Origin of the sequence: Psychrobacter sp. TWP2-1-2 (assembly GCF_049896785.1) — a bacterium.
In the GTDB taxonomy this organism is placed as follows: domain Bacteria; phylum Pseudomonadota; class Gammaproteobacteria; order Pseudomonadales; family Moraxellaceae; genus Psychrobacter.
This window is the reverse complement of the sequence record NZ_JAFCVA010000018.1, coordinates 1-22,055: the sequence shown is the minus strand read 5'-3', so window position 1 is coordinate 22,055 and position 22,055 is coordinate 1. Positions and strand designations below refer to the sequence as shown.

At 36.1% G+C, this 22,055-nt stretch carries 27 protein-coding genes; 20 read left to right on the top strand and 7 right to left on the bottom strand.

What is annotated here, in order from left to right; genetic code table 11:
- Position 1 precedes the first annotated feature (1 nt).
- From ACP7AE_RS12710 to ACP7AE_RS12640, 15 genes are all read left to right on the top strand, one after another.
- Positions 2-817: a TrbG/VirB9 family P-type conjugative transfer protein gene (locus tag ACP7AE_RS12710; RefSeq protein WP_426243490.1), complete on the top strand. Its 816-nt coding sequence runs from the start codon at positions 2-4 to the stop codon at positions 815-817.
- Entirely contained in the window at positions 817-2,169 is a 1,353-nt protein-coding gene (gene virB10 / locus ACP7AE_RS12705) for a type IV secretion system protein VirB10 (RefSeq protein ID WP_426243488.1), read from the top strand. The genes ACP7AE_RS12710 and virB10 overlap by 1 nt, the downstream gene beginning before the upstream one ends.
- Complete coding sequence (locus ACP7AE_RS12700) at positions 2,153-3,286, top strand: ATPase, T2SS/T4P/T4SS family (RefSeq protein WP_426243486.1); 1,134 nt, start codon at positions 2,153-2,155, stop codon at positions 3,284-3,286. The genes virB10 and ACP7AE_RS12700 overlap by 17 nt, the downstream gene beginning before the upstream one ends.
- 36 nt (positions 3,287-3,322) lie before the next feature.
- The gene (locus ACP7AE_RS12695; RefSeq protein ID WP_426243484.1) at positions 3,323-5,245 is read left to right on the top strand and encodes a type IV secretory system conjugative DNA transfer family protein; all 1,923 of its coding nucleotides are present in this window, start codon (positions 3,323-3,325) and stop codon (positions 5,243-5,245) included.
- Between the two features lie 51 nt (positions 5,246-5,296).
- Complete coding sequence (locus ACP7AE_RS12690) at positions 5,297-7,735, top strand: LPD7 domain-containing protein (RefSeq protein ID WP_426243482.1); 2,439 nt, start codon at positions 5,297-5,299, stop codon at positions 7,733-7,735.
- A gap of 101 nt (positions 7,736-7,836) precedes the next feature.
- Positions 7,837-10,101, top strand: a complete 2,265-nt coding sequence (locus ACP7AE_RS12685) for a DNA topoisomerase (protein ID WP_426243480.1) — start codon at positions 7,837-7,839, stop codon at positions 10,099-10,101.
- A gap of 10 nt (positions 10,102-10,111) precedes the next feature.
- Positions 10,112-10,462 (top strand): hypothetical protein, encoded by a 351-nt coding sequence (locus tag ACP7AE_RS12680; protein WP_426243478.1) that lies wholly within the window; start codon positions 10,112-10,114, stop codon positions 10,460-10,462.
- Between the two features lie 97 nt (positions 10,463-10,559).
- Positions 10,560-10,925 carry a hypothetical protein gene (locus ACP7AE_RS12675; protein ID WP_426243476.1) on the top strand — a complete coding sequence of 122 codons (366 nt, stop codon included), beginning with the start codon at positions 10,560-10,562 and terminating at the stop codon, positions 10,923-10,925.
- A 120-nt stretch (positions 10,926-11,045) separates the two neighbouring features.
- Entirely contained in the window at positions 11,046-11,360 is a 315-nt protein-coding gene (locus tag ACP7AE_RS12670; RefSeq protein WP_426243474.1) for a hypothetical protein, read from the top strand.
- 17 nt (positions 11,361-11,377) lie between these two features.
- Positions 11,378-11,578, top strand: coding sequence for a hypothetical protein (locus ACP7AE_RS12665; RefSeq protein WP_426243472.1), 201 nt, complete (start codon positions 11,378-11,380; stop codon positions 11,576-11,578).
- 297 nt (positions 11,579-11,875) lie between these two features.
- Positions 11,876-12,325, top strand: a complete 450-nt coding sequence (locus ACP7AE_RS12660; protein WP_426243471.1) for a hypothetical protein — start codon at positions 11,876-11,878, stop codon at positions 12,323-12,325.
- A complete protein-coding gene (locus ACP7AE_RS12655; protein ID WP_426243469.1) occupies positions 12,325-12,681 on the top strand; it encodes a hypothetical protein in 357 nt (118 codons plus the stop codon). The genes ACP7AE_RS12660 and ACP7AE_RS12655 overlap by 1 nt, the downstream gene beginning before the upstream one ends.
- Positions 12,682-12,695: 14 nt before the next feature.
- On the top strand, positions 12,696-13,268 hold the full coding sequence (locus ACP7AE_RS12650) for a recombinase family protein (RefSeq protein WP_426243467.1): 573 nt from the start codon (positions 12,696-12,698) through the stop codon (positions 13,266-13,268).
- Positions 13,269-13,335: 67 nt separating this feature from the next.
- Positions 13,336-13,896: a helix-turn-helix domain-containing protein gene (locus tag ACP7AE_RS12645; protein WP_426243465.1), complete on the top strand. Its 561-nt coding sequence runs from the start codon at positions 13,336-13,338 to the stop codon at positions 13,894-13,896.
- A gap of 229 nt (positions 13,897-14,125) precedes the next feature.
- Entirely contained in the window at positions 14,126-14,422 is a 297-nt protein-coding gene (locus tag ACP7AE_RS12640) for a hypothetical protein (RefSeq protein WP_426243463.1), read from the top strand.
- A 72-nt stretch (positions 14,423-14,494) separates the two neighbouring features.
- On the opposite strand, the gene ACP7AE_RS12635 is transcribed toward ACP7AE_RS12640, so the two are convergent.
- Both ACP7AE_RS12635 and mobC read right to left on the bottom strand, forming a co-directional pair.
- Positions 14,495-15,442: a relaxase/mobilization nuclease domain-containing protein gene (locus ACP7AE_RS12635; protein ID WP_426243461.1), complete on the bottom strand. Its 948-nt coding sequence runs from the start codon at positions 15,440-15,442 to the stop codon at positions 14,495-14,497.
- 3 nt (positions 15,443-15,445) lie between these two features.
- Complete coding sequence (gene mobC, locus ACP7AE_RS12630; RefSeq protein ID WP_426243459.1) at positions 15,446-15,994, bottom strand: plasmid mobilization relaxosome protein MobC; 549 nt, start codon at positions 15,992-15,994, stop codon at positions 15,446-15,448.
- A gap of 365 nt (positions 15,995-16,359) precedes the next feature.
- On the opposite strand from mobC, the gene ACP7AE_RS12625 reads away from it, so the two are divergent.
- The 5 genes from ACP7AE_RS12625 to ACP7AE_RS12605 all read left to right on the top strand — a co-directional run bounded on the left by ACP7AE_RS12625 (position 16,360) and on the right by ACP7AE_RS12605 (position 19,280).
- Entirely contained in the window at positions 16,360-16,737 is a 378-nt protein-coding gene (locus tag ACP7AE_RS12625) for a hypothetical protein (protein WP_426243457.1), read from the top strand.
- Positions 16,738-16,758: 21 nt separating this feature from the next.
- Entirely contained in the window at positions 16,759-17,121 is a 363-nt protein-coding gene (locus ACP7AE_RS12620; RefSeq protein WP_426243455.1) for a hypothetical protein, read from the top strand.
- A 60-nt stretch (positions 17,122-17,181) separates the two neighbouring features.
- Positions 17,182-17,958 (top strand): hypothetical protein, encoded by a 777-nt coding sequence (locus tag ACP7AE_RS12615; RefSeq protein WP_426243453.1) that lies wholly within the window; start codon positions 17,182-17,184, stop codon positions 17,956-17,958.
- 79 nt (positions 17,959-18,037) lie between these two features.
- Entirely contained in the window at positions 18,038-18,856 is an 819-nt protein-coding gene (locus tag ACP7AE_RS12610) for a hypothetical protein (RefSeq protein WP_426243451.1), read from the top strand.
- Between the two features lie 130 nt (positions 18,857-18,986).
- Positions 18,987-19,280, top strand: a complete 294-nt coding sequence (locus ACP7AE_RS12605; RefSeq protein WP_426243449.1) for a hypothetical protein — start codon at positions 18,987-18,989, stop codon at positions 19,278-19,280.
- Between the two features lie 24 nt (positions 19,281-19,304).
- Here ACP7AE_RS12605 and ACP7AE_RS12600 read toward each other — a convergent pair whose 3' ends face one another.
- The 5 genes from ACP7AE_RS12600 to ACP7AE_RS12580 all read right to left on the bottom strand — a co-directional run bounded on the left by ACP7AE_RS12600 (position 19,305) and on the right by ACP7AE_RS12580 (position 21,941).
- Complete coding sequence (locus ACP7AE_RS12600) at positions 19,305-19,613, bottom strand: hypothetical protein (protein WP_426243447.1); 309 nt, start codon at positions 19,611-19,613, stop codon at positions 19,305-19,307.
- Between the two features lie 436 nt (positions 19,614-20,049).
- Complete coding sequence (locus ACP7AE_RS12595; RefSeq protein WP_426243445.1) at positions 20,050-20,469, bottom strand: hypothetical protein; 420 nt, start codon at positions 20,467-20,469, stop codon at positions 20,050-20,052.
- A gap of 73 nt (positions 20,470-20,542) precedes the next feature.
- On the bottom strand, positions 20,543-20,749 hold the full coding sequence (locus ACP7AE_RS12590) for a hypothetical protein (RefSeq protein ID WP_426243443.1): 207 nt from the start codon (positions 20,747-20,749) through the stop codon (positions 20,543-20,545).
- A 347-nt stretch (positions 20,750-21,096) separates the two neighbouring features.
- Entirely contained in the window at positions 21,097-21,336 is a 240-nt protein-coding gene (locus ACP7AE_RS12585) for a DpnD/PcfM family protein (RefSeq protein ID WP_426243441.1), read from the bottom strand.
- Positions 21,337-21,407: 71 nt separating this feature from the next.
- Positions 21,408-21,941, bottom strand: a complete 534-nt coding sequence (locus ACP7AE_RS12580) for a J domain-containing protein (RefSeq protein ID WP_426243439.1) — start codon at positions 21,939-21,941, stop codon at positions 21,408-21,410.
- Positions 21,942-22,055: the final 114 nt, after the last annotated feature.

The window sequence follows — 22,055 nt, the reverse complement described above, 5'->3', positions numbered from 1 at the left end:
AATGAAATTTATTAAACCTGCATTACTATCTTTATCACTAGCGGTTATATCTGTTAGCGCCTCTGCCTCTATAAATCCATCCTCTTATGGGTTTGATCAGCGTGTTCAATTCTTTGAATATAACGCTCATGACGTTTTCGTTATTGGTACTGATATAGGTATTTCTACACTTATTCAGTTAGAAGAAGATGAACGTATAGACGGTGAAAGCACTGGTCTTGGCATGGGTGATGCTCAAGCATGGTCATTAGCAGTCAAAGGAAATAATATTTTTATTAAGCCTACAGCTGCCTTACCTGATACCAATATGGTTATTGTTACTAACAAGCGTACCTATGCCATTCAGTTAAGTACAAATAATGTAGCTCCTAGTTATATTGTGCGTTTTAAATACCCTGAAAAACCTAAAGAAAACAATCAAACAAAATCTGTAGTAGGTAACAAATTTAGATCCGTTGGTAATGATGCGAACGGTGCGCCTATTTTAGTACCTGAAAACGTAAACACGAATTACTACAAACGAGGCGAGGAAATGATTTTGCCGTCTCGTGTATGGGATGACGGTTTATTTACTTATATGAAATATCCTAATAATAAAGATTTGCCAGTGGTGTTTAGTGTTTTAACTGATACAAGCGAGGCGATAGTAAATAGTCATGTTGCTGATGATGTACTGATTATTCATGGTACTAATCCTATTTATCGCTTGCGTATGGGCGGTTCGGTTGGTGAGATTTATAACCGTTCTTACAATTCAGACGGTTATTTTAATGAGCGTGGTACGTCTGATCAAAATATGTATCGTGAGGTGAAGTAATGAGCATTAATAATGATTTAGACGCTAACAACAATGAAAATCAAGATGATTTTGTTTTTGGTAATAGTATTCAAGATTTAAGTAAATCCGATACTGCTACTGAAGATATGCCTGATGTTGATGTTACTACCACTCGCAAAAGTAGCAATGCTAAAAAACTAAAAATGATGGCATTAGGGGTTTTGGCTATGCTAATTGCTCTAGTCGCAACTGGCGTTACTTTCAATCGTGCAACTGATGCAAAGCAAGCTAAAAAGGCATTAGAGGCTGAACAAGCTGTTGCCAATCAAAGAAATCTTAAAACCAATTCGTCTCGTATTGATATTGGTGATGATCAAGCAGAACTTGAGGCATTGAACGGCTTACCTATACCTGCTGATGCTATGGCTGATCCTATAATGATGGATAACATGGCTCAACCTATTGCCCCTATGCCTACAGCTACGGCTATGCCTGACTCTACGCCTGCTTATGCACCTATTATGATGCCTGAACCAACGTCGCCTCCTATGTCTAGTGGTGCGTCTACGCCTCCTATGCAATCACTACAAGATATGGGTATGTTTGATAATGCGCCTGCACCTCAAGTTGAATATGCGCCACCACCTCCAACGCCTGCTGAATTAAAAAGACAGCGTTTGTTAAGTGGTAACGTAATGGCTTATGAGACGGCAGGTAGAACGGCTGTTACTACTGCTAGTGCTGCTAGTGGCGGTGCTAATGATACTTATAAAGCAACGGCTTTAAGCAATGGATCAGCTAGTAAGCGTGGCGATACAAGCATGGTCTTAATGAAAGGCACAAGTATTCCTTGTGTGCTTAGAACTAAAATCGTTTCTGACTATAAAGGCTTTACTACTTGTCAAGTTAGCAAAAATATCTATTCAGCCAATGGCAAGGTTTTATTGATTGAGCGTGGCTCAAAAGTATTCGGTGAGCAAAATATTGAGATCAAACAAGGTCAATCTTCAGTCTTTGTTCTATGGACTCGTGTAGAGACTCCAAAAGGAATAAGCGTAAATCTTGAGTCGCCTGCTACTGGTCAACTTGGCGAAATGGGCGTAAAAGCTGATGTGAAAAACCATTTTTGGAAAAGATTTGGTGGTGCAATTATGCTATCGCTTATTCAAGATAGTATTAGCGCAGGAACGTCACGCCTTGAAAGCAAAGACGGTGGCGAGAATAATACAACGGTACAAGCAACCAGTAGAACTACAGAGTCAATGGCTGAAAAGGCATTAGATACCACAATTAATATTCCGCCTACTGCTACTGTGCCACAAGGTACGCTCATGAATATTCTTGTTGTTCGTGATGTTGATTTTGGGGGTGTTTATGGACTCCGTAAGTAATATACCTTTGAACTTTAATAACAGTACGGTCTTACGTGGATTGCTACAAGAGCTTGGCATACAAGACTTTTTAGATAACGAGGCTTTAACAGAAATCGTTATCAATCGACCTTATGAAGTTTGGACTGAAAGTAGTGAGGGTTGGCAAAAACATGATATGCCTGAACTTAACTACGGTCTTTTAAAAAAGATGGTTAATGTGTTCGCTATCTATAACAATCTTGAAATCAGTGAGGCTAATCCAATTTGTTCAGGTGTTATGCCTGATGGTCAACGAGGGCAGGCGGTTATACCGTCTGCCTGCGAACGTGGAACAATCAGTTTTGTTGTACGTCGTCCATCTAATACACGTTTTAAATTAGCAGATTATATAAATACTGATCGTTTAAGTCAGTGGGTTGATAAATCAACTTTTCAAACGGCAGGCGAAACGCTATTACCTGATGATTTGCGTAAAAAAAACAATGAAGAAAAAATAGCAATCGCTAAGCTAAGTAAAGAGCTTGGCATACCTGATGATGTTCATCTTCAGCTTTTCGAGCTACAAATGTTAAAAGCAAAAGATGAACGAGATATTGCGACGTTTATAGAAATTGCGGTACTTAATAAGCAAAATTTTGTTTTGGTGGGCGGTACTGGTTCGGGTAAAACAACTTTTACTAAAGCAATTTGCGATATTGTGCCGTCAGATACGAGAATTATCACGATTGAAGATACTGCTGAACTTGATTTGCCTAACCATCCTAATAGAGTGCATCTTTTCTATAAAGACGTTACGGCTAAAGAGCTTTTGAAATCTTGCTTGCGTATGAAACCTGACAGAATATTCTTAACAGAATTGCGAGGGGATGAGGCATGGGATTATCTATCTGCTTTAAACACTGGTCACGCAGGTTCGATCACAACGGTTCACGCTAATGACTGTGCCAGTGCTTACTATCGGGTTGGGTCACTAATTAAACAAAGTGAGGTAGGGCAGAAACTTGAATTTGATTATGTAATGAATGAAGTTTTTACTACCTTAGACGTAATTATGTATATGGAACATACTTATGTAACTGAAATTGCGTTTGACCCTGTTAGAAAATTCCGTTTGCAAAAAGGTAAGGCTGTTTAGGCTTTACTGGTACTGGTCTAAGTTATAGGTGAAATTATGGCAGGAACAGAAAAAAAACCATCCGAAATATTAATAGCGGTGGTCGTGGTCGCAATAGTTGGTTTAGTGATGGGCGTATTTGCTAGTAACTATGTATTTATGGAATGGCAAAAAATACCGTCCGAAATTTATAGCTATCATTTGATTTTTGATTATAAAGCGGCTTACGGTGATGTACCAAAAGTGGCGCAAGCTATAAAAGTTAGTATGATGCTCATGGTGGCTGTACCGTTTGTCTTGGTAGTAGGATTTTTAATTGCTACTTTTGGCGGTACTAAAAGAGAATTACATGGCAGTGCTAAATTTGCTAGTTTGGCGGATATTAAAAAAGCTGAATTGCTTTTAACACCTAAACAAAAAAAAGAGAAAAAAGCAAAAACCCCTAGCAATCCGTCTTTGTTAATCGGCAAGTATAAAAATAAATTCCTTGAATTTTATGGCAATGAATTTATGTTTGTGACTGCTCCTACTCGAAGTGGTAAAGGGGTCGGTATTGTTATACCGAACCTACTACATTATCAAGATAGTGTAGTAGTGCTAGACGTTAAAAATGAAAACTGGGATATAACATCAGGCTTTAGATCAAAGTATCAAGATTGTTATTTGTTTGCTCCTAAAGCAAAAGATGGTCATAGCCATTGCTACAATCCGTTAGATTATATAGACCGCAAACATGAAAATCGAATGGCGGATATTCAAAATATTGCTAATATTTTATTTCCGTCGGACTCGTCCGATGGTACGACTGCTTTTTTTAACTCACAAGCTCAACGCCTATTTAGTGGCATTATTTTGTATATGCTAGAAACGCCTAATCGACCTTGCACACTAGCCGAACTGCTTAAATTAACAACTCCTGCCACTGGTGAGCCATTTAATGAATGGATAACAAGCACTATTGAAGATAGAGCCTTATTTAGCGCAGATAGTGAAACGCCTCCCTTAACTGTTGAGTGTCGTGAAAGTCTTATGAGTTTCGCAGGCAATTCATCAGAAAATACAAGGGCAGGTATTTTATCTTCACTTACAGCCCCTTTAAATATTTTTACTGATCCATCTGTAGCCTATGCCACCTCAAAAAGTGATTTTTGGCTAGATGATGTACGCAGAAAAAAAATGTCTATCTATGTGGGTATTCAACCGAATGAGCTATCAAGATTTGATAAATTGCTAAATCTATTCTTTAGCCAACTTATTAACTTGAATACTCGTGTTCTCCCTGAACAAGACAAAACACTGAAGTATCAATGTTTGGTTCTTCTTGATGAATTTACCGCATTAGGGCGTGTAGATATTATTAATAAAGCAGTCGCCTATATAGCAGGTTATAACTTGCGCCTATGCCTAATTTTTCAAAACCGTTCACAATCTGAACAGTATTATGAAAAAGAGGGTACGCAAACAATGCTTAGTAATATGGCTTGTCAGATCATGTTTGCCCCTCGTACTGACTCGGACGCAAGAGATTATTCAGAAATGTTAGGAAATGAGACAGTCAAAAGTAGATCAACGTCACGCAATCGAGGCAAAGGCGGTGGTGGGTCTGTTAGTTTAAGCGATCAGAAAAGAGAGCTTATGCTACCGCAAGAGCTAAAGCAGATGGATGAAAATAAAGAGATAGTCAGTTATCAGGCTTTTAAGCCGATCATGTGTGACAAGATTAAATACTATTTAGACCCTGTTTTTGAGGGTAGGGTTGGTTTACCCACGCCTGAAGTACCGCCAATGGACGTTAGAGGTATGCTTAACACTATGCGAGGCATAACACCTGAAAAACTAAATACGTTTAAACAGCTTGAAGATAAAAGCGGTGCTGATTTGATTAAAGAACAGCCTAAAAGCACACATATAGCGATAAATAACTTTTTTGGTTTTGATACCGATTTTATAGGTGATGTTGACAACTATCTTGCTAGATAAGACTAAACAACCTAAAGAAATAATTTAATAAATTGATAAGGATATAAAGCAATGGCTACGGATAAAAACGCAAAAGCAATTCATGGTGAGGTAGTAGATTTTGGGTCTGCACCTTATAAAAATGATCCTACTAATAACGCAAGTTTTTACGTTACTTTAAACCAAAATGGGGATGACAAGACTTTTTGGGGTAATGGTTTGCAAGGTGCTATCAAACAAGCTGACATTCAAAAAGGTGATACTGCCACGTTTGTTGATAGAGGCGTAGAGCAAGTAAGTGTTCCTGATAAAGATGGTAATTTTGTACAAGCAAAAAAACGGTATTGGGATGCTGAAAAATATGAGCCTCCGCTTAATTTACAAAATACGATAGAAGTCGATAATGCACCAACTATGAGTGCTGAAGTTGAGGCTGAAATTGAGGCTGATACTGAAACCTCGATTAAACTTAGCAAAGGCGATTTAGTCAAAGTTGATGCTGATAAAAATAAGAATATCGGTCTACCTCAAAGCCTTGAAAATAATTATATAGCGATTGCTAAAAATAGATTTTTAAAAGAGGCGAAAATACATTTCTATGATAAAACCGATCCTAAGACGGTAGCGTTTGAAGATAGAACAACTGCCCTTGCCACCTCAAAAAATGATGAAAAGACGGTTAAGGCTATGCTTGATTTGGCACAAAGTAAAAACTGGAAAGCCATACAAATTAAAGGCGATCCTGAATTTAAAAAGCAAATGTGGATAGAGTCACGTATTAGAGGCATTGAAACTAAAGGGTTTAAACCTACTGAAGCTGATAGAGCTGAATTGCTAGCCATTCAAGAGGGGCGCACAAAAAACACGGTCACTAATGATTATGCTCGTTCTAAAGAGATCGAAAAGCAAGAGGCGCAAGCTGCTAAAGAGATTGATGTTCCTGAAGTTAAAAATGATAGTGTTGAACAAGCTGTGACTGCCTCAACTGCTGTTGAGGCAGAAAAGAATATTAATATTAATGGTGAAAAAGAAAAAGAATTAGCTGTTGATAATGATGTAGATGCTGATAGTGATATGACTAACGAACAAAGACAGGTATTGCTTGATCAACTGTATGCAAATGAGGCTTATAAAAAGGCTATGGTGGCGCTAGATTTGGCTACCAAAGACTTGCCTAATCAGGCTTGGCTTAATGAGGCTGCAATTAAGAAGTTTGAAACTACATTAATTGAAATGGATGAATTTTCTGAAAACACTGGTAAGTCTTTTACTGAAAATCAAGTGGTGGATTTTGCAAAAAGCGATCTTAACGAAGTCGGTCAATCTTTAAATGATGCTGACCGAATGGCTGTACTTGGGCGTTTTGATGATGAAGTCAATGCTGATAAACAAGCTGTTATTGATAATTCTGTAGCTGAAAAATTTAATAATCAGTTTGATAGATATGAGGCATTACATAAAGATTTAGATGCTCATAGAAACGCTAGAAATCAAGTTGATAATTATAATTATGGTCATAATCATACTGCGCCTGATCCTGATGTTTATGAAAAATCGACTCCTGAAGTGAGAGAGGCTGTAATAGCTAATTTAGCTGAAAATATGACTGCCGACGCAAAGCAAGTGCTTACCGAAAACAATATTGATAAAGAACAAGTTGAGCGCATAGCTGAATTTATTGAGACTGATATTAGGGATAGGGCTGCTATAGATGCTGATAGTGCAAAAGTAGCGTCTCCTATGTCTGATTATGTGCAAGCTGCCAATGCTCATATTATTAGAGGGCTAGGGTCTGAAAAAGGTATTGAGATCGCTAATATAAATAGCGAAAAAATGCTTGGTGATAAAGCCAGTGTTGAGCCATTGACTGCTGATAAACATGGGCGCTATGGTGAGATTGTTAGTGAGACTTTAAGAGATCGCAATATTGATAACTTGACGGTATCTAAGGCGCAAGCTGTTATCTATGATCCTAATGAAAAGGATGTTAAGCCTCAACAAAGTTTTGAGCGTTACCAACAACAAATTGGTGAACAATTATATAAATCAGGCTACAGCAAAGATAGTATCGCAATAATGAATGAGGTAAGCGACAAGTATCATGGTATTGAACGCAATACGCCTGAATTTTTAGAGAGTAAATTAGGCGGTACAGATAAAAAGCAAGATAATAGCCTAAGCATCGAGAAAGATAAAAACGACGACAAAGGATTTAAAGAGGTCAAAGTAGTTGAGGACGTAAAAATAGGTGATGCTGATAGATCAAGAAAAATTGCTACCGACAAAATGGAAGATAAGGCAGTAGCGATAGAGGCGGTTAAAAAATTAGTCCATGAACTATATAAGGATGATCCTAAAAAACTTGGTTCTTGCTTAAAGACCATTGATGAAAAAACGCCTGATATTATGGCAGGTAAGATCGAAGTACCTCAAATGGTAGTCAATAAAGAGCCACAAGTAGAGTTTAAGGCACAACCAACACAACAATCTAACATTGATAGAGGTAGATAATAGAGTGAAAAATTTTGAATTAACCATGATGGTTTTTTATCCTGGTTAATTCAATATTTTGGTTTTGATGTTGAGCGAATTTAATTTTAATAGGTGAAATTATGAAAATTTTATACATTGCTGAAAAGGCTAAAGTTGGTCGTGCGATTGCATCGGCTCTAGGCGGTTTAAAGTCTAATAAGGGTTATTTAGAGGGCAAGGTAAACGGTGATGATATTTTTGTTACGTGGTGTTCAGGGCATATGCTTGAACTTTTTGCGCCTGCTGATTATGACATTAAATATAAAAGTTGGAATTTCGAGACATTGCCATTTTGCTTTTCTCCATATAAGAAAAAAGTATCATCTGATAAAGCCAAACGAGAACAATTAAAGATTATTGAGAGCCTACTTGCTACTTCTGATATGGTCGTCAACGCAGGCGATCCTGATGATGAGGGGCAATTAATCGTTGATGACTTGGTACGGTTCTATAACTTTAAAAATCCTGTAAAGCGTGTTCTTATCAATGATAATAATGAAAAAGTAGTTAAGAAAGCCATTGAAAAAATGGTAGATAATGAAAAGTTTGAGCATATGGGGTGGCAGGCAGAGGCTCGTAGTGTCGCTGATCAAACGCTAGGATTAAATTTTACTAGGGCTTATACATTACTTAATCGTCTTAATGGTAATGAGGGTGTAGTAAGCGCAGGTAGGGTTCAATCCGCTATGCTTGGTCTTGTAGTGCGTCGTACAATGGAATTTAACAATCATAAAGAAAATTATTTTTACACTGTTCAAGCAAGTTTTGAAATTAGTGGTATTAAATTTAACGCTAAATTCAATCCAACTGATAAATTTATTGAGAGTAACGCTGATAAATTCGATGAAAAAAAACGCATTATTGATGCTGATTTTGCAAAGCAGATAGTTAGTGACTGTAACAAAGCTCAAACGGTTGTAAGTAGTGCTGAAACTTTATCAAAGTCAACGCCTCCGCCACTGCCTTATAACCTAATTAAGTTACAGCAAAAAGCCAGTAATAAATTTAACTATGATCCTGATGAAGTTATGAAAATCACACAGTCTCTAAAAGATAAAGATTTGATAACTTATAACCGAACTGACTCGCAATACTTAAATGATGAACACTTTAATGATGCAAGCGGTGTATTGAACACGCTAAAAGGTAATATTCCTAGTTTGGCGAGTGGTATCGCCTCGGCTGATGCAAGCTATAAAGGGCGTGTTTTTGATGACTCTAAAACCACTGCTCACCATGCAATAATCCCATCTGAAAAAAGCGTCGATGTATCGAGCTTAACACCTAAAGAGCGTGATATTTATATGCTCATAGCCTCGTCTTATATTATTCAGTTTTACCCTGATTATGAGTATAACGAGACTAAGGTTTTGCTTGAGGTTGGTAATAATAATCACACATTTACTGCCACTAGCAATAAGCCGACTAAGCAAGGTTGGAAAGATTTTGAGAATGATAGCGACGACGATAGCGACGACGATAATAACAATAAAGATGATAATAAAACCGACCTTGCTACTTTAAATAGCGGTGAAAGTGGTCTGTGCGCCTTATGTGGTACGACTAAAGAAAAAACTAAGCCTAAGCCTTTATATACCATGTCAACGCTATTGGGCGACCTTACAAGCGCCTCTAAATATATCAAAAATCCTAAATTAGCGAAAATTCTAAAGGAACGTGACAAGGACAAAAAAGGCGAAAGTGGCGGTATCGGTACGCCTGCCACAAGGGATAGTATTATTCAGTTACTCTTTAAGCGTGATTTTATTGAGAAAAAAGGCAAAAAAATTATCAGTACGAAACAAGGTGAAGATTTATATAATTCACTATCCGACGCTATGAAATACCCTGATCTATCGGCAATTTGGGTAGAGAAATTTAAAGGGATTAGCTCGGCTAATGATGTAACTAATTTTATTGATTATGTTTTGAAGTCGAATATTGAGCCTGAAATAAATAATATCAAAAGAAATAAGCCTCAACCTGCACCACGAAAGGATCAAGAGACGGCTTTATGTCCTGTTTGCAAGTCGCATGATATGGTTAAGCGTAATGGCAAAGTCAAAGATAGTTTTTATTGGGGTTGTTTGGGTTTTTTTGATAACGACAATCAATGTAAAAACATCATGGACGACGACGACGGCAAGCCAGTTGCCAAAGTAAAAGCGGTGCTTAGTGAGTTTAACTGCGATAAATGCAATCGACCTTTAGTTTTGCGTAACAGTAAAAAAGGGGTTTTTTGGGGCTGTAGTGGCTACTCCGATAAGAAAAAGAAGTGTAGCGCCACTTTTAAAGATGACGACGGCAAGCCAGTGTATGAGGTAAAAAACACTGTTAAAAAATAAGGTAAGAATTATGACTATTAAATTATTAAACCCCGAAGAAAGAAAGTTACTTAATCATCCTTTTTTTAAAAGCGTGGTATATACGTCTCAAGAGTGCATGAATGAGGAATACCACGATATAGCGTCCAACAATAAGGCTCACGGTTTGCCTGTTTGTTGTAGTGATATAGACTGTAATAAAGAAATAGGTGTTGATATTTATACTGTCTGTCATGGCTTTTGTATTAAGTGTTTTCTTGATCGTAATGCAAGTCACTATGATGATAATTGGGAATTAAAAAAGGATTACTCTCTATTAAATGAAGATGTTCTTAACCATTTTGTCAAATTTATGCACTTTAAAAACGATAGTGATATGTAGTAATATGGGTTACAAAAAGTAATAGAGTTAAGGCTATATTGTGAGTACAATATAGCCTTAACTTGCTTTTAAAGCATGATAAACAAAGGGGTCTACGATGATTATTCAAAGTAGTTTTAATGGCGAATTTTCAAAAACGTATTATATGAGGTTTGTAATATTAGGCTTTATATTTTCTATGGTATTTGCTTTGTTCTGCCTATTTGCGGTTGAAATATCAGCTGCACCACTTACGCTAATTCTATTTTTATTAACTGCTAATATGCTGTTGTTTCCATTTTCACGGTACACGATAGATAGCATGATCAATTTTGCTTATGGTGACAGCATGATTATAAGATCTGAAGTTGGGTCGTTAGCGATTAACTTTTTTCTTTGGGCGTTGGCTATGTTTGTCGCTCCATTCTATTTACTAGGCTATGCGCTTAAAGCAGTTAAAAAATCGGTATCAAAACAACATTAAGAGTAAATATATTACTCGCTTGATTTTTAAGCATTAGTGTCTTTTTTACTATTACTTAAAAATGAGCAAACAACCATAGGGCGTTAGTCTCTATATCCAAAAGTTACTAAGGTTATGATTATGAAAAATAAAGAAAAGCTAAGAGAACGTAGAAATCCGTTTGATAGCGAAGTTCTTAAAGAAATGAATAGTTTTAAAACGACTTTCTTGCTTAATTTATCGGGGTGGGCGATTGCTGCTTTGGTTTTTGCTTTTATCATTTTTTGCTTTTATTTATTGAGTCTCGCTTTCTCTTATCTCTCACCTACCCTAGCTAATTTTTACTCTTATTTTTTACTTTTAAACTCAAGTTTTCAAGTCTTTATAGGTGTAGCTTTGGCAGTAGTAATAATGGCTTTGGTGAGTACGTTAATAAGTGTTTATAACCAATACTAAAATAAATGAGGGTTAGAATGGAAAATCAAGAGTTAATTTATTTTGTTTATTTCTTAATTTTCATCAGCCTTATGTCTTGTTTGATGGTTTTATGGCGTGGTCTTAGATGGGTTTTTTCTAATGCTGTAACGATAGATACTTACACTGATACTGGCTTATTAATTGTACTGGCTATGGGTTCTTCTGTAATGGGTGCGTTTTTATTGCATTTTGGTTAATGATCTATATTTTCATATAACTATGCTGCATCTAATAGACGTTGAATAAACGTTTTTTTTATAAGTATGTAATCCTAAAACCATTTGGTTTTAGGATTATTTAACTTCACCTACAATGCCTTGTATTTTGGACTCTCTATTAATCCTTAAAGTATGTCCGTAAACAATCCTAAAAACATATTGAAAGCCTTTAAAGACTAATATATTAGAGGTACTCTAATTACTACTTATTTTATTTTTAAAAAAAGTAGTAATATGTGTTCTAAATATAAATAACTCAAAGTAGGTAAGTTTGCTATGGATGAATTAGACACTAAACAAGTTTTATCTATGATATTGCTAGGTATTTTTGTGATATTCCTTATTAGATACCTTATGACTTCTTTAAAAGAAAAACGATTTAACAGAATAGTAGATATTGTTAGTAGTAGTGATTTTGATAACCTGACGGATAGCCAAAAAGAGATTTTTATTGATCATATTAATTTGCAAGGCAAGCAGCTGAAATATAGCAGTGATATTTATAAGCTACAAATGTGTGTTTATGGATTAATCTGTTTTTTCTTCTGCGCTGCTACCACGATAACACTTATTAAAACACTGGCACAGTTTGGTATGGATGATGTTATTAACAAAGGGCTTTTAGCCGGTATTTGGTGTTTAGGGGCTGTTATATTTTATACCTTGTTTGCAAATGCAACAAAAAACTTTGAGATAGCTTTAGTCAAAAACAAAGGATTTGAATAATGAGCGATCATTTAGCTTGGTTAATCGGTATATTGGTATTAGCTTTTGCTTTGAACACTATCTTTAGTGATGGTGTTGATACGTCAGATGATAGTATAAAAGACAAAATAGAAATTATAGAAAAAGCGAAAAATACTGACGATCCAATAATTAAAGAGCAAGGTGCTATTGCTAAGACGGAATTAAGAGAAATACAGCAGAAGAAAGTATTAAGAGTTAAAGAGGAAAATGAGAAACAAAAGGTAGCTGAAGTTAAAGAACCTTTTTTAGATAATCCGATAAATGCTATTGCTCTAGTGATTGGTATATTCGGTCTTGTTTTGGTTGGTTGGCGTTTCTTAAAAAGTCGCGGTTGAGGGGTTATTGATTAATGAAAGTAGGTTACGCGAGGGTATCAACTAAAGATCAAAATTTACAGCTACAGTTAGACGCACTAAATGCGATTGGTTGCGATAAGATATTTACTGATAAAACAAGTGCTGTAAAACAACGTGTAGGCTTAGATGGTGCGCTTTCTTATCTTAGAGACGGTGATACTTTGGTCGTTTGGAAGTTAGATAGGCTATGTCGCTCCTTGAACGACTTAATTAATATTTCAAAAAACCTTGAACAGCGCAAAATAACGCTCATTAGTTTGACTGAAAGCATTGATACCAGTACGCCCATTGGTAGGCTTTACTACAGCTTACTAGGTGCATTGGCACAGATGGAAAGAGAGTTAATACAAGAGCGCATAAAGGCAGGAATAAAAGCATCTAAACGCAAAAATGGCAGACCTCCATCAATGGATGCTGAAAAAATAGCTACGGCTGAAACACTAATAAAAAGCGGTATGAGTCATGATGATATTGCAAAACAGTTAAACGTCAGTCGCTCAACTCTTTATAAATACTGTCCTATCAAGGATCAAGATTTAATAGATGATGATAGTATTGAGATTTGAAAGATTGACAAGTAACCCATATTACTATAAGATTAAAGGGTCAATTAAATAATAATAAGGTAGTAATATGAGTAACAGTAGAGTTCATAGTAGCGTTCAGCAAATGGTAGATGACGGTTTGATTTTAGATAATGTTGTTGTCTCGGCAGACAATTTTAACTTTAAAAAATATCGTATCGCTCATAAAAATGAAGATGGTAGTAATTTTACGCAAGATGACTGCGCTAAAATGCTCGACTTAACAGATAAGGCAGTAGTAAGTAAGTTTGAGCGCAATGATAGCCGTATTGACGATAGGACTTATTCAATATTCCTTTTAATGACTGGCAATCATCCGTATTATAGCCTTGAGCCTAGATCAAAAAATCCGCCTGAAAAATCGACTTTAATTATCAATACGCCTGCGCCTAAAACTATTAAAGCTGCTCGTATGTCGATAAGTGGTCTAAAGCAAAATCAAGCATCTAAGCTGCTTGGGCTGCATCCTAAAATGTATGGAAAGTATGAGTCAACAACGGCAAGCAAAACCAATAAGCGTAGCCCCTCGCCTCATGCGTGGACTTTGTTTTTACTGCTTACTAAACAGCATCCTTATTATCAGTTAGACTATAAAAATAAGGATGTATAAGTATGTATAATTCATTAATTTACTTTGCAATGCTATTTAGCTTTATAATGCTTTTATTAGTTTCTTTTATTACGATAGCTTGTTATTTGTGGATTAGGTATGTTGGCACTGATGATGGTTTTTCAAAGTTACTAAGAATACTTTTTATGTCTATATCTATAATGAGTTTTAGCAGCTTTATTATGTTACTGACAGTCATTAGAGAATTAGTTTAAAATAGGCTTTTATTATGAGTAAACACAATAGAAATCCATTTAGTGCTGAAAGCATTAAAGAAATGAATAGTTTTAAAAATACTTTCTTGCTAAACTTATTTAAATGGTCTTTATGGGCTTTTTGCTTTCTTTTTCTTGTTGGTATTATTTTTCTACTAGAGACTGTATTTAATTACCTCACTCCTTTATCTAATAGCGTGTATCATTATTTTTTAGATTTTAATATTGTTTGGCAATCTATTATTGTTACTTTGTTTATAATAATGGCTTTGGCATTGGTTGCTACATTGGTAGAGTTGAGTAACTTATAAAAATAAACATCACTACCCTACTTGCTCGGTTTAGCCTGCTATAGTTTGCGAAACACTATAGCAGGCTTTTTTTTATCTACTCGATCCATGATCCAAATCTTTTTTCTTATCCTTTGATACCAGTTTTTTAACCTCTTTCTCTCTATCTCGTATCATTTTATTTATATCAAGTTTTAACTGAATATCTTTATCAGGTAATTTGCTTTGATATTCTTTATAACTCTTTTTGACTTCATTAAATGCTTTTTTGATGTTGGTAAAGGAACTTGGGCTTACTTGTGGTGGTTTTGGTTCTCTGCCCTCTCGTTTATCTCTATGATATATCCCTTGATCCTTGCCATGCTTAACCTCCATTCGATGTATGCGCCTGCTTGCCGTCGCCTCAATGCCTTGTTCTGCTAGCTTTTCAACAAATGCTACTCTATAGTTATGTAAGTCTTGCTTGCGTGGGTTTAGCCTTGCGCCTCGATCATCTGTTGCACATAGCAAAACGTGGCAATGGGGATTATCAGTGTCTTTGTGTTGAGCTATAAAGTATTTATGCCCTGCAAATTCTTCTTCTACTGTGTTTTTTACGGCTGACTTTAAACCATCAGGGTTAGTACCTTGAGGCATTGAAAAGACGATATGTAATGCCTCTCGCTTTTTACCTGTCTTATGGTCGTCGTGCATACCCATAGCTTGCCATGCTTTAATCAATTCTTTTTGATCCTTACCTTTAAACTTTTCGCCTTGTTCGTTCTCAAGCTCTACTTCGCCCTTTCTCCCTATATAATCAAGATGCGCCTGCGCTTTATTACCTCCTTTTGATGATCCGCTTATCTTTACCATTGCTTGAGGTTTTGATGATGAACTGCTTGCATTAACGCCTTTTGCTACGTTGGTCGTTTTCGCTTGTGGCGCTTTACTTGGTCTTGATACTCGCCTTGTTTTACCGCCTCCTGCGCCTGAAGATTTTTTTGTTTTGTTGTTTGATTTATTAAACCAGTTTTCGGGGCTATCAAAATATTGGGCTGCCATTGTTTAATACCTATTCAAGTTTTCTTTGAGTATATTCTCAACTATAGTTGTATGTTTACTTATCTGCTCTGATAGTTTTTGTATATCAAAATGAGCCTGATTGCCTGCGTTTAGCTGCTTGGCAATTTGGTTTACGTTTACGCCTATTCTGTAAAGCTCATAATTACTTTTTCTAAGTGTCTCTATCTCACTACCTAGCAATTCATGTTTGTTATAAAGGTGATTGCGTATCATGCAAATGATATAATGTTGTATAGAACTATCTGTATTATTAGATAGGTTTTCTAAACAATCATGGTCATGTTGAAGTAGTGAAATTTGAACCCTTTTTTTGAAGTTGGCTTGCTTGTCTCTTGGTATTTCTTGAATAGGCAGTAATGCTTTAGCCTGTGCTTGTATGATTTTTTTGCTCTCACTCATTGACTCATTTATAAGCGTTAAAATTCCTGCTGTAATGCTGCGCTTACCTGTGTTCACTGTGGCATAGTCTTTTAAAAATAGCTTTTGATCCTCTGTTAAGCCTGCCAGTTTGAAATAAGAATTTTTAGCCATTAAGCACCTCTCAAAGAGAATAAGGACAATAACAACGACAACAACAAACTAATTATAACACAAAAATACCCCATTTTTGACGGCGGTAGCCTATCCTGCAATCAAGTTTGTTTTCCCTTATAACCTCCTTACCGCCTCATTCTTCCGTTTTTCGTGCCAAAATTAATAACTTGTTAGAAATTTTGGCATTAAGATCATTATTAGGTGTCATTAGGTAGTATTAGGTGTCATTAGGTGTCATTAGGTGGTAAAATAGCTTGTGTTTATCTCAAAAAGATATAGAATAGGTGTCATTAGGTAGTATTAGGTGTCATTAGGTGTCATTAGGTAGTAAAGATAAACTATAAGACATACGAGGTTAAAAAATGGCAAAAGAAACACGAAGAAAGCTAAGTGATGCTGCTATTGCTTTTATTATTAAAGAGCGTGAAAATCCACTTATAGCATATACTTTTGAGCAAATTGCTAAGCTAGTAGAAACAGAATTTAAAGTATCTATAAGCCGTAACGCAGTTAGTAAAAGTTATCATAAGCACAAGGATGACGATGCGTTCAAAAAATTACAAGTTGGCGAGCAACATAGTAAAGAAAATCTAAAAAATCAGCAAAAAGACAAGTCTATTTCTGATGTTCCAAAAAAGCCGAAAATCGAAGTTGAGATTGAGCCTGTTAAACCATCAAAGAAAATTAGAGACTTTGACGAAAACGCAGGTAAAGGCATAAGTATTGATCATTTATTTTAAATAGCAACCATAGGTGAAATTATGAGTAAACTTAACAAGTACAAAGCACCAATACCAATAGAAAAAACTGGTACAAGTGATCTTATCAAACTCAAACATAAGTTTGATATTTCTCTTTATGAATTAGCTGAATTAGCTCTTGAACATAGTGGTTCTGCACAAGTAGCAAGGGGATTTTTACTGAATTTACGCACTGATGCAAAGGCTTATGAGACGTATTTTAAGCTCTCTACCTTACGAAAATTTGACCATATCAACCGTCAAAATGCTTTCAATATCTTGAATATTATCCTTATGACTTATGATGGTCTTAGCTCTTATATTGACGATGATCAATATTGGGATGATATTAAAGAGTATTACGACGAAGTAGCCAACTCATAAAAAATTGGTTTAAAAATTAAAATTAGTTTCTTATTAAAAAATAATTCATAAGGTAAAACCATGCAAAAGTTAAATTTAAGCAATTCAGTTAATCTTGTCATGCAATCTAAAGGTGGGGCAGGTAAATCGGTAGTTTCTTTTTTATTGGGTAACTATTTAAAAGATAGATCAAGCAATGTTGAGCTTGTTGATACCGATCCTAGCAACCAAACTTTTTCAAGCTATAAAGCACTTGATGTTAAAACTATCGACATTATAAAAAAAGTCGGTAGAGAACGTATGATTGATCAATCTAAGTTCGATGAATTTATTGAAAGTTTTGCTGAAAGTTCAGGGGTTGGGCTTGTTGATACTGGTAGTGGTGATTTTATTTACATTAATAGCTATTTACTAAGTAATGAAATCCCTGAAATGTTTGCTGAAATTGAAAAGCAATTAGTCATTCATGTACCTGTTGACTATGGTTCTAGTAAATCAGAAACAGCCGAATGTCTAATACAGCTTTGCAAAAATTATCCGAACACACCTATTGTTATTTGGGGTAATGAGTATCAAGCACCTGCACAAACTCCAACTGACATTAAAGCTATGAATAAAGCAACTGGTGGCAATATTATAGGAACAGTTAAAATAGAAAAACGTAATGTTGATACTTATGAGGCAGATTTTAAGAAAATGCTTACCAATGGCTTGATTTTCAATGAAGTAAAAGACTCTGAAGATTTTAGTTTTTTGAAAACTAGACGGTTAATGACGATCAAAAATGATATTTATGATCAGCTTGATAGCCTATTTTGTTTTGATGATGCTAATGCTGAAATCGCTGCAACTGAATAGAGTAGGGTAGAGATAGTGATACTTTGGTATCACTATCTCTCGTCTTAAAAAAGCATTTAACCTTATAAGAGTAATTAATATGAGTGATATAGACGACGAACTAAACAGTATAGATTTACATAATAACGATACTCCGCCCTCTTTTGATGACGAAGATGATCAAGGTGGTTTAGATGACCTTGAAAAAGCAGTTAATAAAGAAGTAGAAAAGCCTGCTGAAGTGGCTGAAACTGCGCCTAGTGATGATGATGCGGTAAAGCCTGCACCAGTAGAAAAGCCTGCTGAAGTGGCTGAAACTGCGCCTAGTGATGATGATGCGGTAAAGCCTGCACCAGTAGAAAAGCCTGCTGAAGTGGCTGAAACTGCGCCTGTGGTCGTCAAAAAAACCCATAGTGCTGATGCGACCAATAAAGCGCAACTTATAGTTGATGATATTTTTAGACACACTCGCATAAAAATCACTGAAGATGATCCTTTAATCTTAATGATGTTGCATAACTCTACCTTGCTAAAATTGACTCAAGCAGAATTGACAGATGCTATAAAGACTATAAACACTGAAATGCTGCAAGCCATTCAAACTAAGCATGAAGATGGTTTATCTGCTTTGAAAGATCAGCATGAAAAAGGTTTGACAGATTTTAATGGTCGTATCTCTTATGTTGAGAAATTACTGGCTAAATTAGAGGGTCAAAAAGATGCGATCATTCAAGATGTATGGTCAAAGAGTCAAGATATTATGTATGAACGCACCAAAACCACGATGCAAAAAGCGATCAATGAAATGATGCAAGAGGGGCAAGGCGCTGTAAATAATCAACGCAATATCCTCATGGGGGCAGTAGGTGGTATGATTTTTGGAATGATACTAGCTGCTATAATAATAACATTTACTTAAATGGTATTACTTGAAAAGTAACCCATATTACTATACAATAGTACCTACTGATTAGCTCATTAAAAGAGCTTTTATTGCCTCCAAAAGAGGCAATAATTTTTGATTAATTTTAAAAAAAAGGTGGTAGCTAATGTCAAATAATAATCTTGCTGACAAAGTAAATGATCATGGCGTGTTGATTGTCTCTAAACGAGACGCTATAGAGTTTAACTACCTTTTAAAAATCAAAGGCTCTGATGCCATAAAATATGCTGTAAATTCTATTAAAGGTAATAGATTTGCTTACGTGTCAAATTTAGCTAAAATCCTGCAAGTCGATATACCTAAAGACTTGTCCGATCCTAATGAAGTGATACCTATTGAGCAAGGTTTGGCTATGCTAAGAACCGTTATGAGAATGAGACAGCCAACGCCACGAAAATAGCATTAAATAACTGCGAGAACATAATCATGTTCTCGCAATATATTGTCTAAAAAGCCATTTAAAAATCATTAAGATCATTATTAGAACCCATCCACTGATTACAGCTGCTTGTATCATTCCAATAAAACTAATCGCATTGTCTGCTGCGATCAAGCTAACACTCTCTATATCTCCTGCTGCTACACTTTCTGCTAGTTTCTTATCAAACATTTCTTCTATAAAGGCAAGTGCATAGTACATGGCTGCAAACAAGCTGCTTATCACCAATGCGACCATTAAAAACCGTTTATTCATGTCTCTTACTGCTTGTCTTTTAAACTCCGACATTGCCATAACAATAACCTTATTTTTAGTTTATTAGCTGATCCTACACTTGGCCGCTTATGCCATGTTTTTTACGGCTGTATGTAAAAACCTGGTATAAGCAGTCCAAGTGTGAATTTAAAACGATACTTAGACTGTGCGCTTTTCGAGGCAACGATTGAAACGAGAAATGACGGTCACTAGGGGCTTAGATATAGTTTTGATACCTGTTTGACGCTTAGCAAGCAAACAAGGTATCAATTACTATAGCAAGCCAATAGGGGCAGGCATTGAAGTGAAAAGCGTGGTGGCGCATTGGTGTCTGTTTACCAATGCGACAGCCTCCATCATGGTTACTTATCAGCTGCCTTAACTGCTGTTAAGACAGAAACGACTATTATTATTTTTGGATTTAACTAAAAAACCCACTCGCTAGAATGGGCTGCCTGCGCTTGGCTCGGCTATCTTATTTTAGGTTATACTTTTTCTTATAATACTCGTCGTATGGCTGCTCTATCTCAATCTGATATTCATCATGTATTTTTTGGAACTTATCATTTAATGTGTTCCATTCTTTCACGCTAATCAATCCCATGTCAGCGTTACCCGAACTGATAGCCTTATCAACCTCTTTTATAAAAGATTTGCGCTCTCTATTTTCAGGCATTTTATTAACTTCATTAGCATAATCCCTAAGCACACTATAAGCCTCATCAAGTGGTTTAGCGTTTTCAAAATCCATCACCTCACCAGTAATAATATTAGTACCTGACTTTATAGGCTTACTGCCAATAACATTACCAACGACAGTATAAGCCATTATCACAAAGACGACGGCTATCACGGCTGCTAGGGCTTTACCTTTAATACTTTTTAGCATTTTCATATTATAATTCCAAAAATTTAAGTGAATGGCAAGCTATCCTAGTTGGATAGCTCTTTTCTAATAACTCGACATATCAATACCAAAATAAATGTTCGTTTAGCACTTCGATTAATCCGTTATAGTCTTTGCTCCTAGCAAAATCAGCGACTTGCTGCGCCTCCTGCCTTGACCATCCATCATCACGGGCTAACTCTTTGAAACGTCCTATTAAGACGTTAGCGTTTCCATTAACGCCTTTAAGTGTTCCGACTGCTTTTTTCGGTGGGGTAAATAAATTCATTTTAAAATTCCTTAGCAATTTTTAATCCGCTTGCTTGTGCGGTGGTCGTCAATTTGATGACCTTATCAAGTAGCTATCTTGCTGACTCAATAGAACTATTATACCTTTAAGTAACCCATATTACTACCCTAGCAAGGGGTAAAATCAGCTCTTTAATGTAACGTAATGTAACCCATATTACTACCTTTTTAGCTGCTGCGGTGGTGGTTTAGCTAGCCCACAAACAAGCGTCTTTTTGCTTGTTTGTGATCGTGGCTAGTTGGGGCGGTGCGCCTTGTCGGTCAATCTTGAGACGAAAAAAAACCCACTCGCTAGAATGGGCTTTTTGTACTTGGGGCGGTGGTGGCTTATGCTTTCTTGCTCTCAAGTGAGTTTAAAAGCTGATAAATAAAACCTTTTTTTATCGCTTTTTTTGGTTTCATTGCTCTGATTAAATGCCCTGAATGATAATGACTGCCTAGCACTGTACGCCCTTTATAATATCCGTCTTTAGCTTGTGCGATTGCTTGAGCCTCGCTATCTGCCTTTACTGTAACAAGGCGTTTATTAACTTCGTAAATTTCAATAGTGAATGATTGCTTTGTCATGGTGTGCCTGCCTAAATTATAAGGTTTAAAAAATGAGGGTGGGGTAACTATCTGCTACCCCTTTTTTCAATCTATGCCGTTATAGCTTTACGGCTTGGATTAATCGCTTTATGGCTCGGCTTGCTTTGCTTGCTGACGGTGGTACTTCCGTATTTTTCCCTTACGTCGTCTATTTTCATTTTGCCTCTGCCACTGCTTTTTTTACCTGCGAACGCCCACATTTTCTTTTTATTAAACCAGTAAAAGCCTGCCTCTTTTAAAGCGTCTTTATGCGTTTTGGTGTCGCCTGATACCCAAACCCATACGCCCACAATTTCAATGATTAAACCGTCAAGGCTGATAATTTTCTCGATAGCCTCACGTACTTTTATTTCAACTTCTGTATGCTCTGCTCTGTTTTCCCAAAAACTATAACCTTTATCGTTTTTTGTATAATTTGAGTCGTCAAAACCATTGATAATTTTTTGCATCATTTCGTCATATTCTGCGCTGATTGCTTGGCAAGTCGCTGTATCTCCGCCTCTGTCGGGGTGGTGTTTCATCATAAGAGATTTAAAGGCTTTTTTTAATTCTTCGCTTGTCTTAACATCAGTAAAAAATTTCATTTTTTTCTTCCTTAGCAATTTTTAATCCGCTTGCTTGTGCGGTGGTCGTCAATTTGATGACCTTATCAAGTAGCTATCTTGCTGACTCAATAGAACTATTATACATTTAAGTAA

Excerpts from the sequence above, each read along its gene's own strand:
- ACP7AE_RS12640 (WP_426243463.1), top strand. The coding sequence starts at position 14,126 with ATGAGTAAACACAATAGAAATCCATTTAGTGCTGAAAGCATTAAAGAA.
- ACP7AE_RS12690 (WP_426243482.1), top strand. The coding sequence starts at position 5,297 with ATGGCTACGGATAAAAACGCAAAAGCAATTCATGGTGAGGTAGTAGAT.
- ACP7AE_RS12605 (WP_426243449.1), top strand. The coding sequence starts at position 18,987 with ATGTCAAATAATAATCTTGCTGACAAAGTAAATGATCATGGCGTGTTG.
- ACP7AE_RS12680 (WP_426243478.1), top strand. The coding sequence starts at position 10,112 with ATGACTATTAAATTATTAAACCCCGAAGAAAGAAAGTTACTTAATCAT.
- ACP7AE_RS12635 (WP_426243461.1), bottom strand. The coding sequence starts at position 15,442 with ATGGCAGCCCAATATTTTGATAGCCCCGAAAACTGGTTTAATAAATCA.
- virB10 (WP_426243488.1), top strand. The coding sequence starts at position 817 with ATGAGCATTAATAATGATTTAGACGCTAACAACAATGAAAATCAAGAT.
- ACP7AE_RS12670 (WP_426243474.1), top strand. The coding sequence starts at position 11,046 with ATGAAAAATAAAGAAAAGCTAAGAGAACGTAGAAATCCGTTTGATAGC.
- ACP7AE_RS12675 (WP_426243476.1), top strand. The coding sequence starts at position 10,560 with ATGATTATTCAAAGTAGTTTTAATGGCGAATTTTCAAAAACGTATTAT.
- ACP7AE_RS12655 (WP_426243469.1), top strand. The coding sequence starts at position 12,325 with ATGAGCGATCATTTAGCTTGGTTAATCGGTATATTGGTATTAGCTTTT.
- ACP7AE_RS12660 (WP_426243471.1), top strand. The coding sequence starts at position 11,876 with ATGGATGAATTAGACACTAAACAAGTTTTATCTATGATATTGCTAGGT.
- ACP7AE_RS12695 (WP_426243484.1), top strand. The coding sequence starts at position 3,323 with ATGGCAGGAACAGAAAAAAAACCATCCGAAATATTAATAGCGGTGGTC.
- ACP7AE_RS12600 (WP_426243447.1), bottom strand. The coding sequence starts at position 19,613 with ATGGCAATGTCGGAGTTTAAAAGACAAGCAGTAAGAGACATGAATAAA.
- ACP7AE_RS12585 (WP_426243441.1), bottom strand. The coding sequence starts at position 21,336 with ATGACAAAGCAATCATTCACTATTGAAATTTACGAAGTTAATAAACGC.
- ACP7AE_RS12645 (WP_426243465.1), top strand. The coding sequence starts at position 13,336 with ATGAGTAACAGTAGAGTTCATAGTAGCGTTCAGCAAATGGTAGATGAC.
- ACP7AE_RS12580 (WP_426243439.1), bottom strand. The coding sequence starts at position 21,941 with ATGAAATTTTTTACTGATGTTAAGACAAGCGAAGAATTAAAAAAAGCC.
- ACP7AE_RS12710 (WP_426243490.1), top strand. The coding sequence starts at position 2 with ATGAAATTTATTAAACCTGCATTACTATCTTTATCACTAGCGGTTATA.
- ACP7AE_RS12615 (WP_426243453.1), top strand. The coding sequence starts at position 17,182 with ATGCAAAAGTTAAATTTAAGCAATTCAGTTAATCTTGTCATGCAATCT.
- ACP7AE_RS12625 (WP_426243457.1), top strand. The coding sequence starts at position 16,360 with ATGGCAAAAGAAACACGAAGAAAGCTAAGTGATGCTGCTATTGCTTTT.
- ACP7AE_RS12595 (WP_426243445.1), bottom strand. The coding sequence starts at position 20,469 with ATGAAAATGCTAAAAAGTATTAAAGGTAAAGCCCTAGCAGCCGTGATA.
- ACP7AE_RS12590 (WP_426243443.1), bottom strand. The coding sequence starts at position 20,749 with ATGAATTTATTTACCCCACCGAAAAAAGCAGTCGGAACACTTAAAGGC.
- ACP7AE_RS12650 (WP_426243467.1), top strand. The coding sequence starts at position 12,696 with ATGAAAGTAGGTTACGCGAGGGTATCAACTAAAGATCAAAATTTACAG.
- ACP7AE_RS12700 (WP_426243486.1), top strand. The coding sequence starts at position 2,153 with ATGGACTCCGTAAGTAATATACCTTTGAACTTTAATAACAGTACGGTC.
- ACP7AE_RS12620 (WP_426243455.1), top strand. The coding sequence starts at position 16,759 with ATGAGTAAACTTAACAAGTACAAAGCACCAATACCAATAGAAAAAACT.
- ACP7AE_RS12665 (WP_426243472.1), top strand. The coding sequence starts at position 11,378 with ATGGAAAATCAAGAGTTAATTTATTTTGTTTATTTCTTAATTTTCATC.
- mobC (WP_426243459.1), bottom strand. The coding sequence starts at position 15,994 with ATGGCTAAAAATTCTTATTTCAAACTGGCAGGCTTAACAGAGGATCAA.
- ACP7AE_RS12685 (WP_426243480.1), top strand. The coding sequence starts at position 7,837 with ATGAAAATTTTATACATTGCTGAAAAGGCTAAAGTTGGTCGTGCGATT.
- ACP7AE_RS12610 (WP_426243451.1), top strand. The coding sequence starts at position 18,038 with ATGAGTGATATAGACGACGAACTAAACAGTATAGATTTACATAATAAC.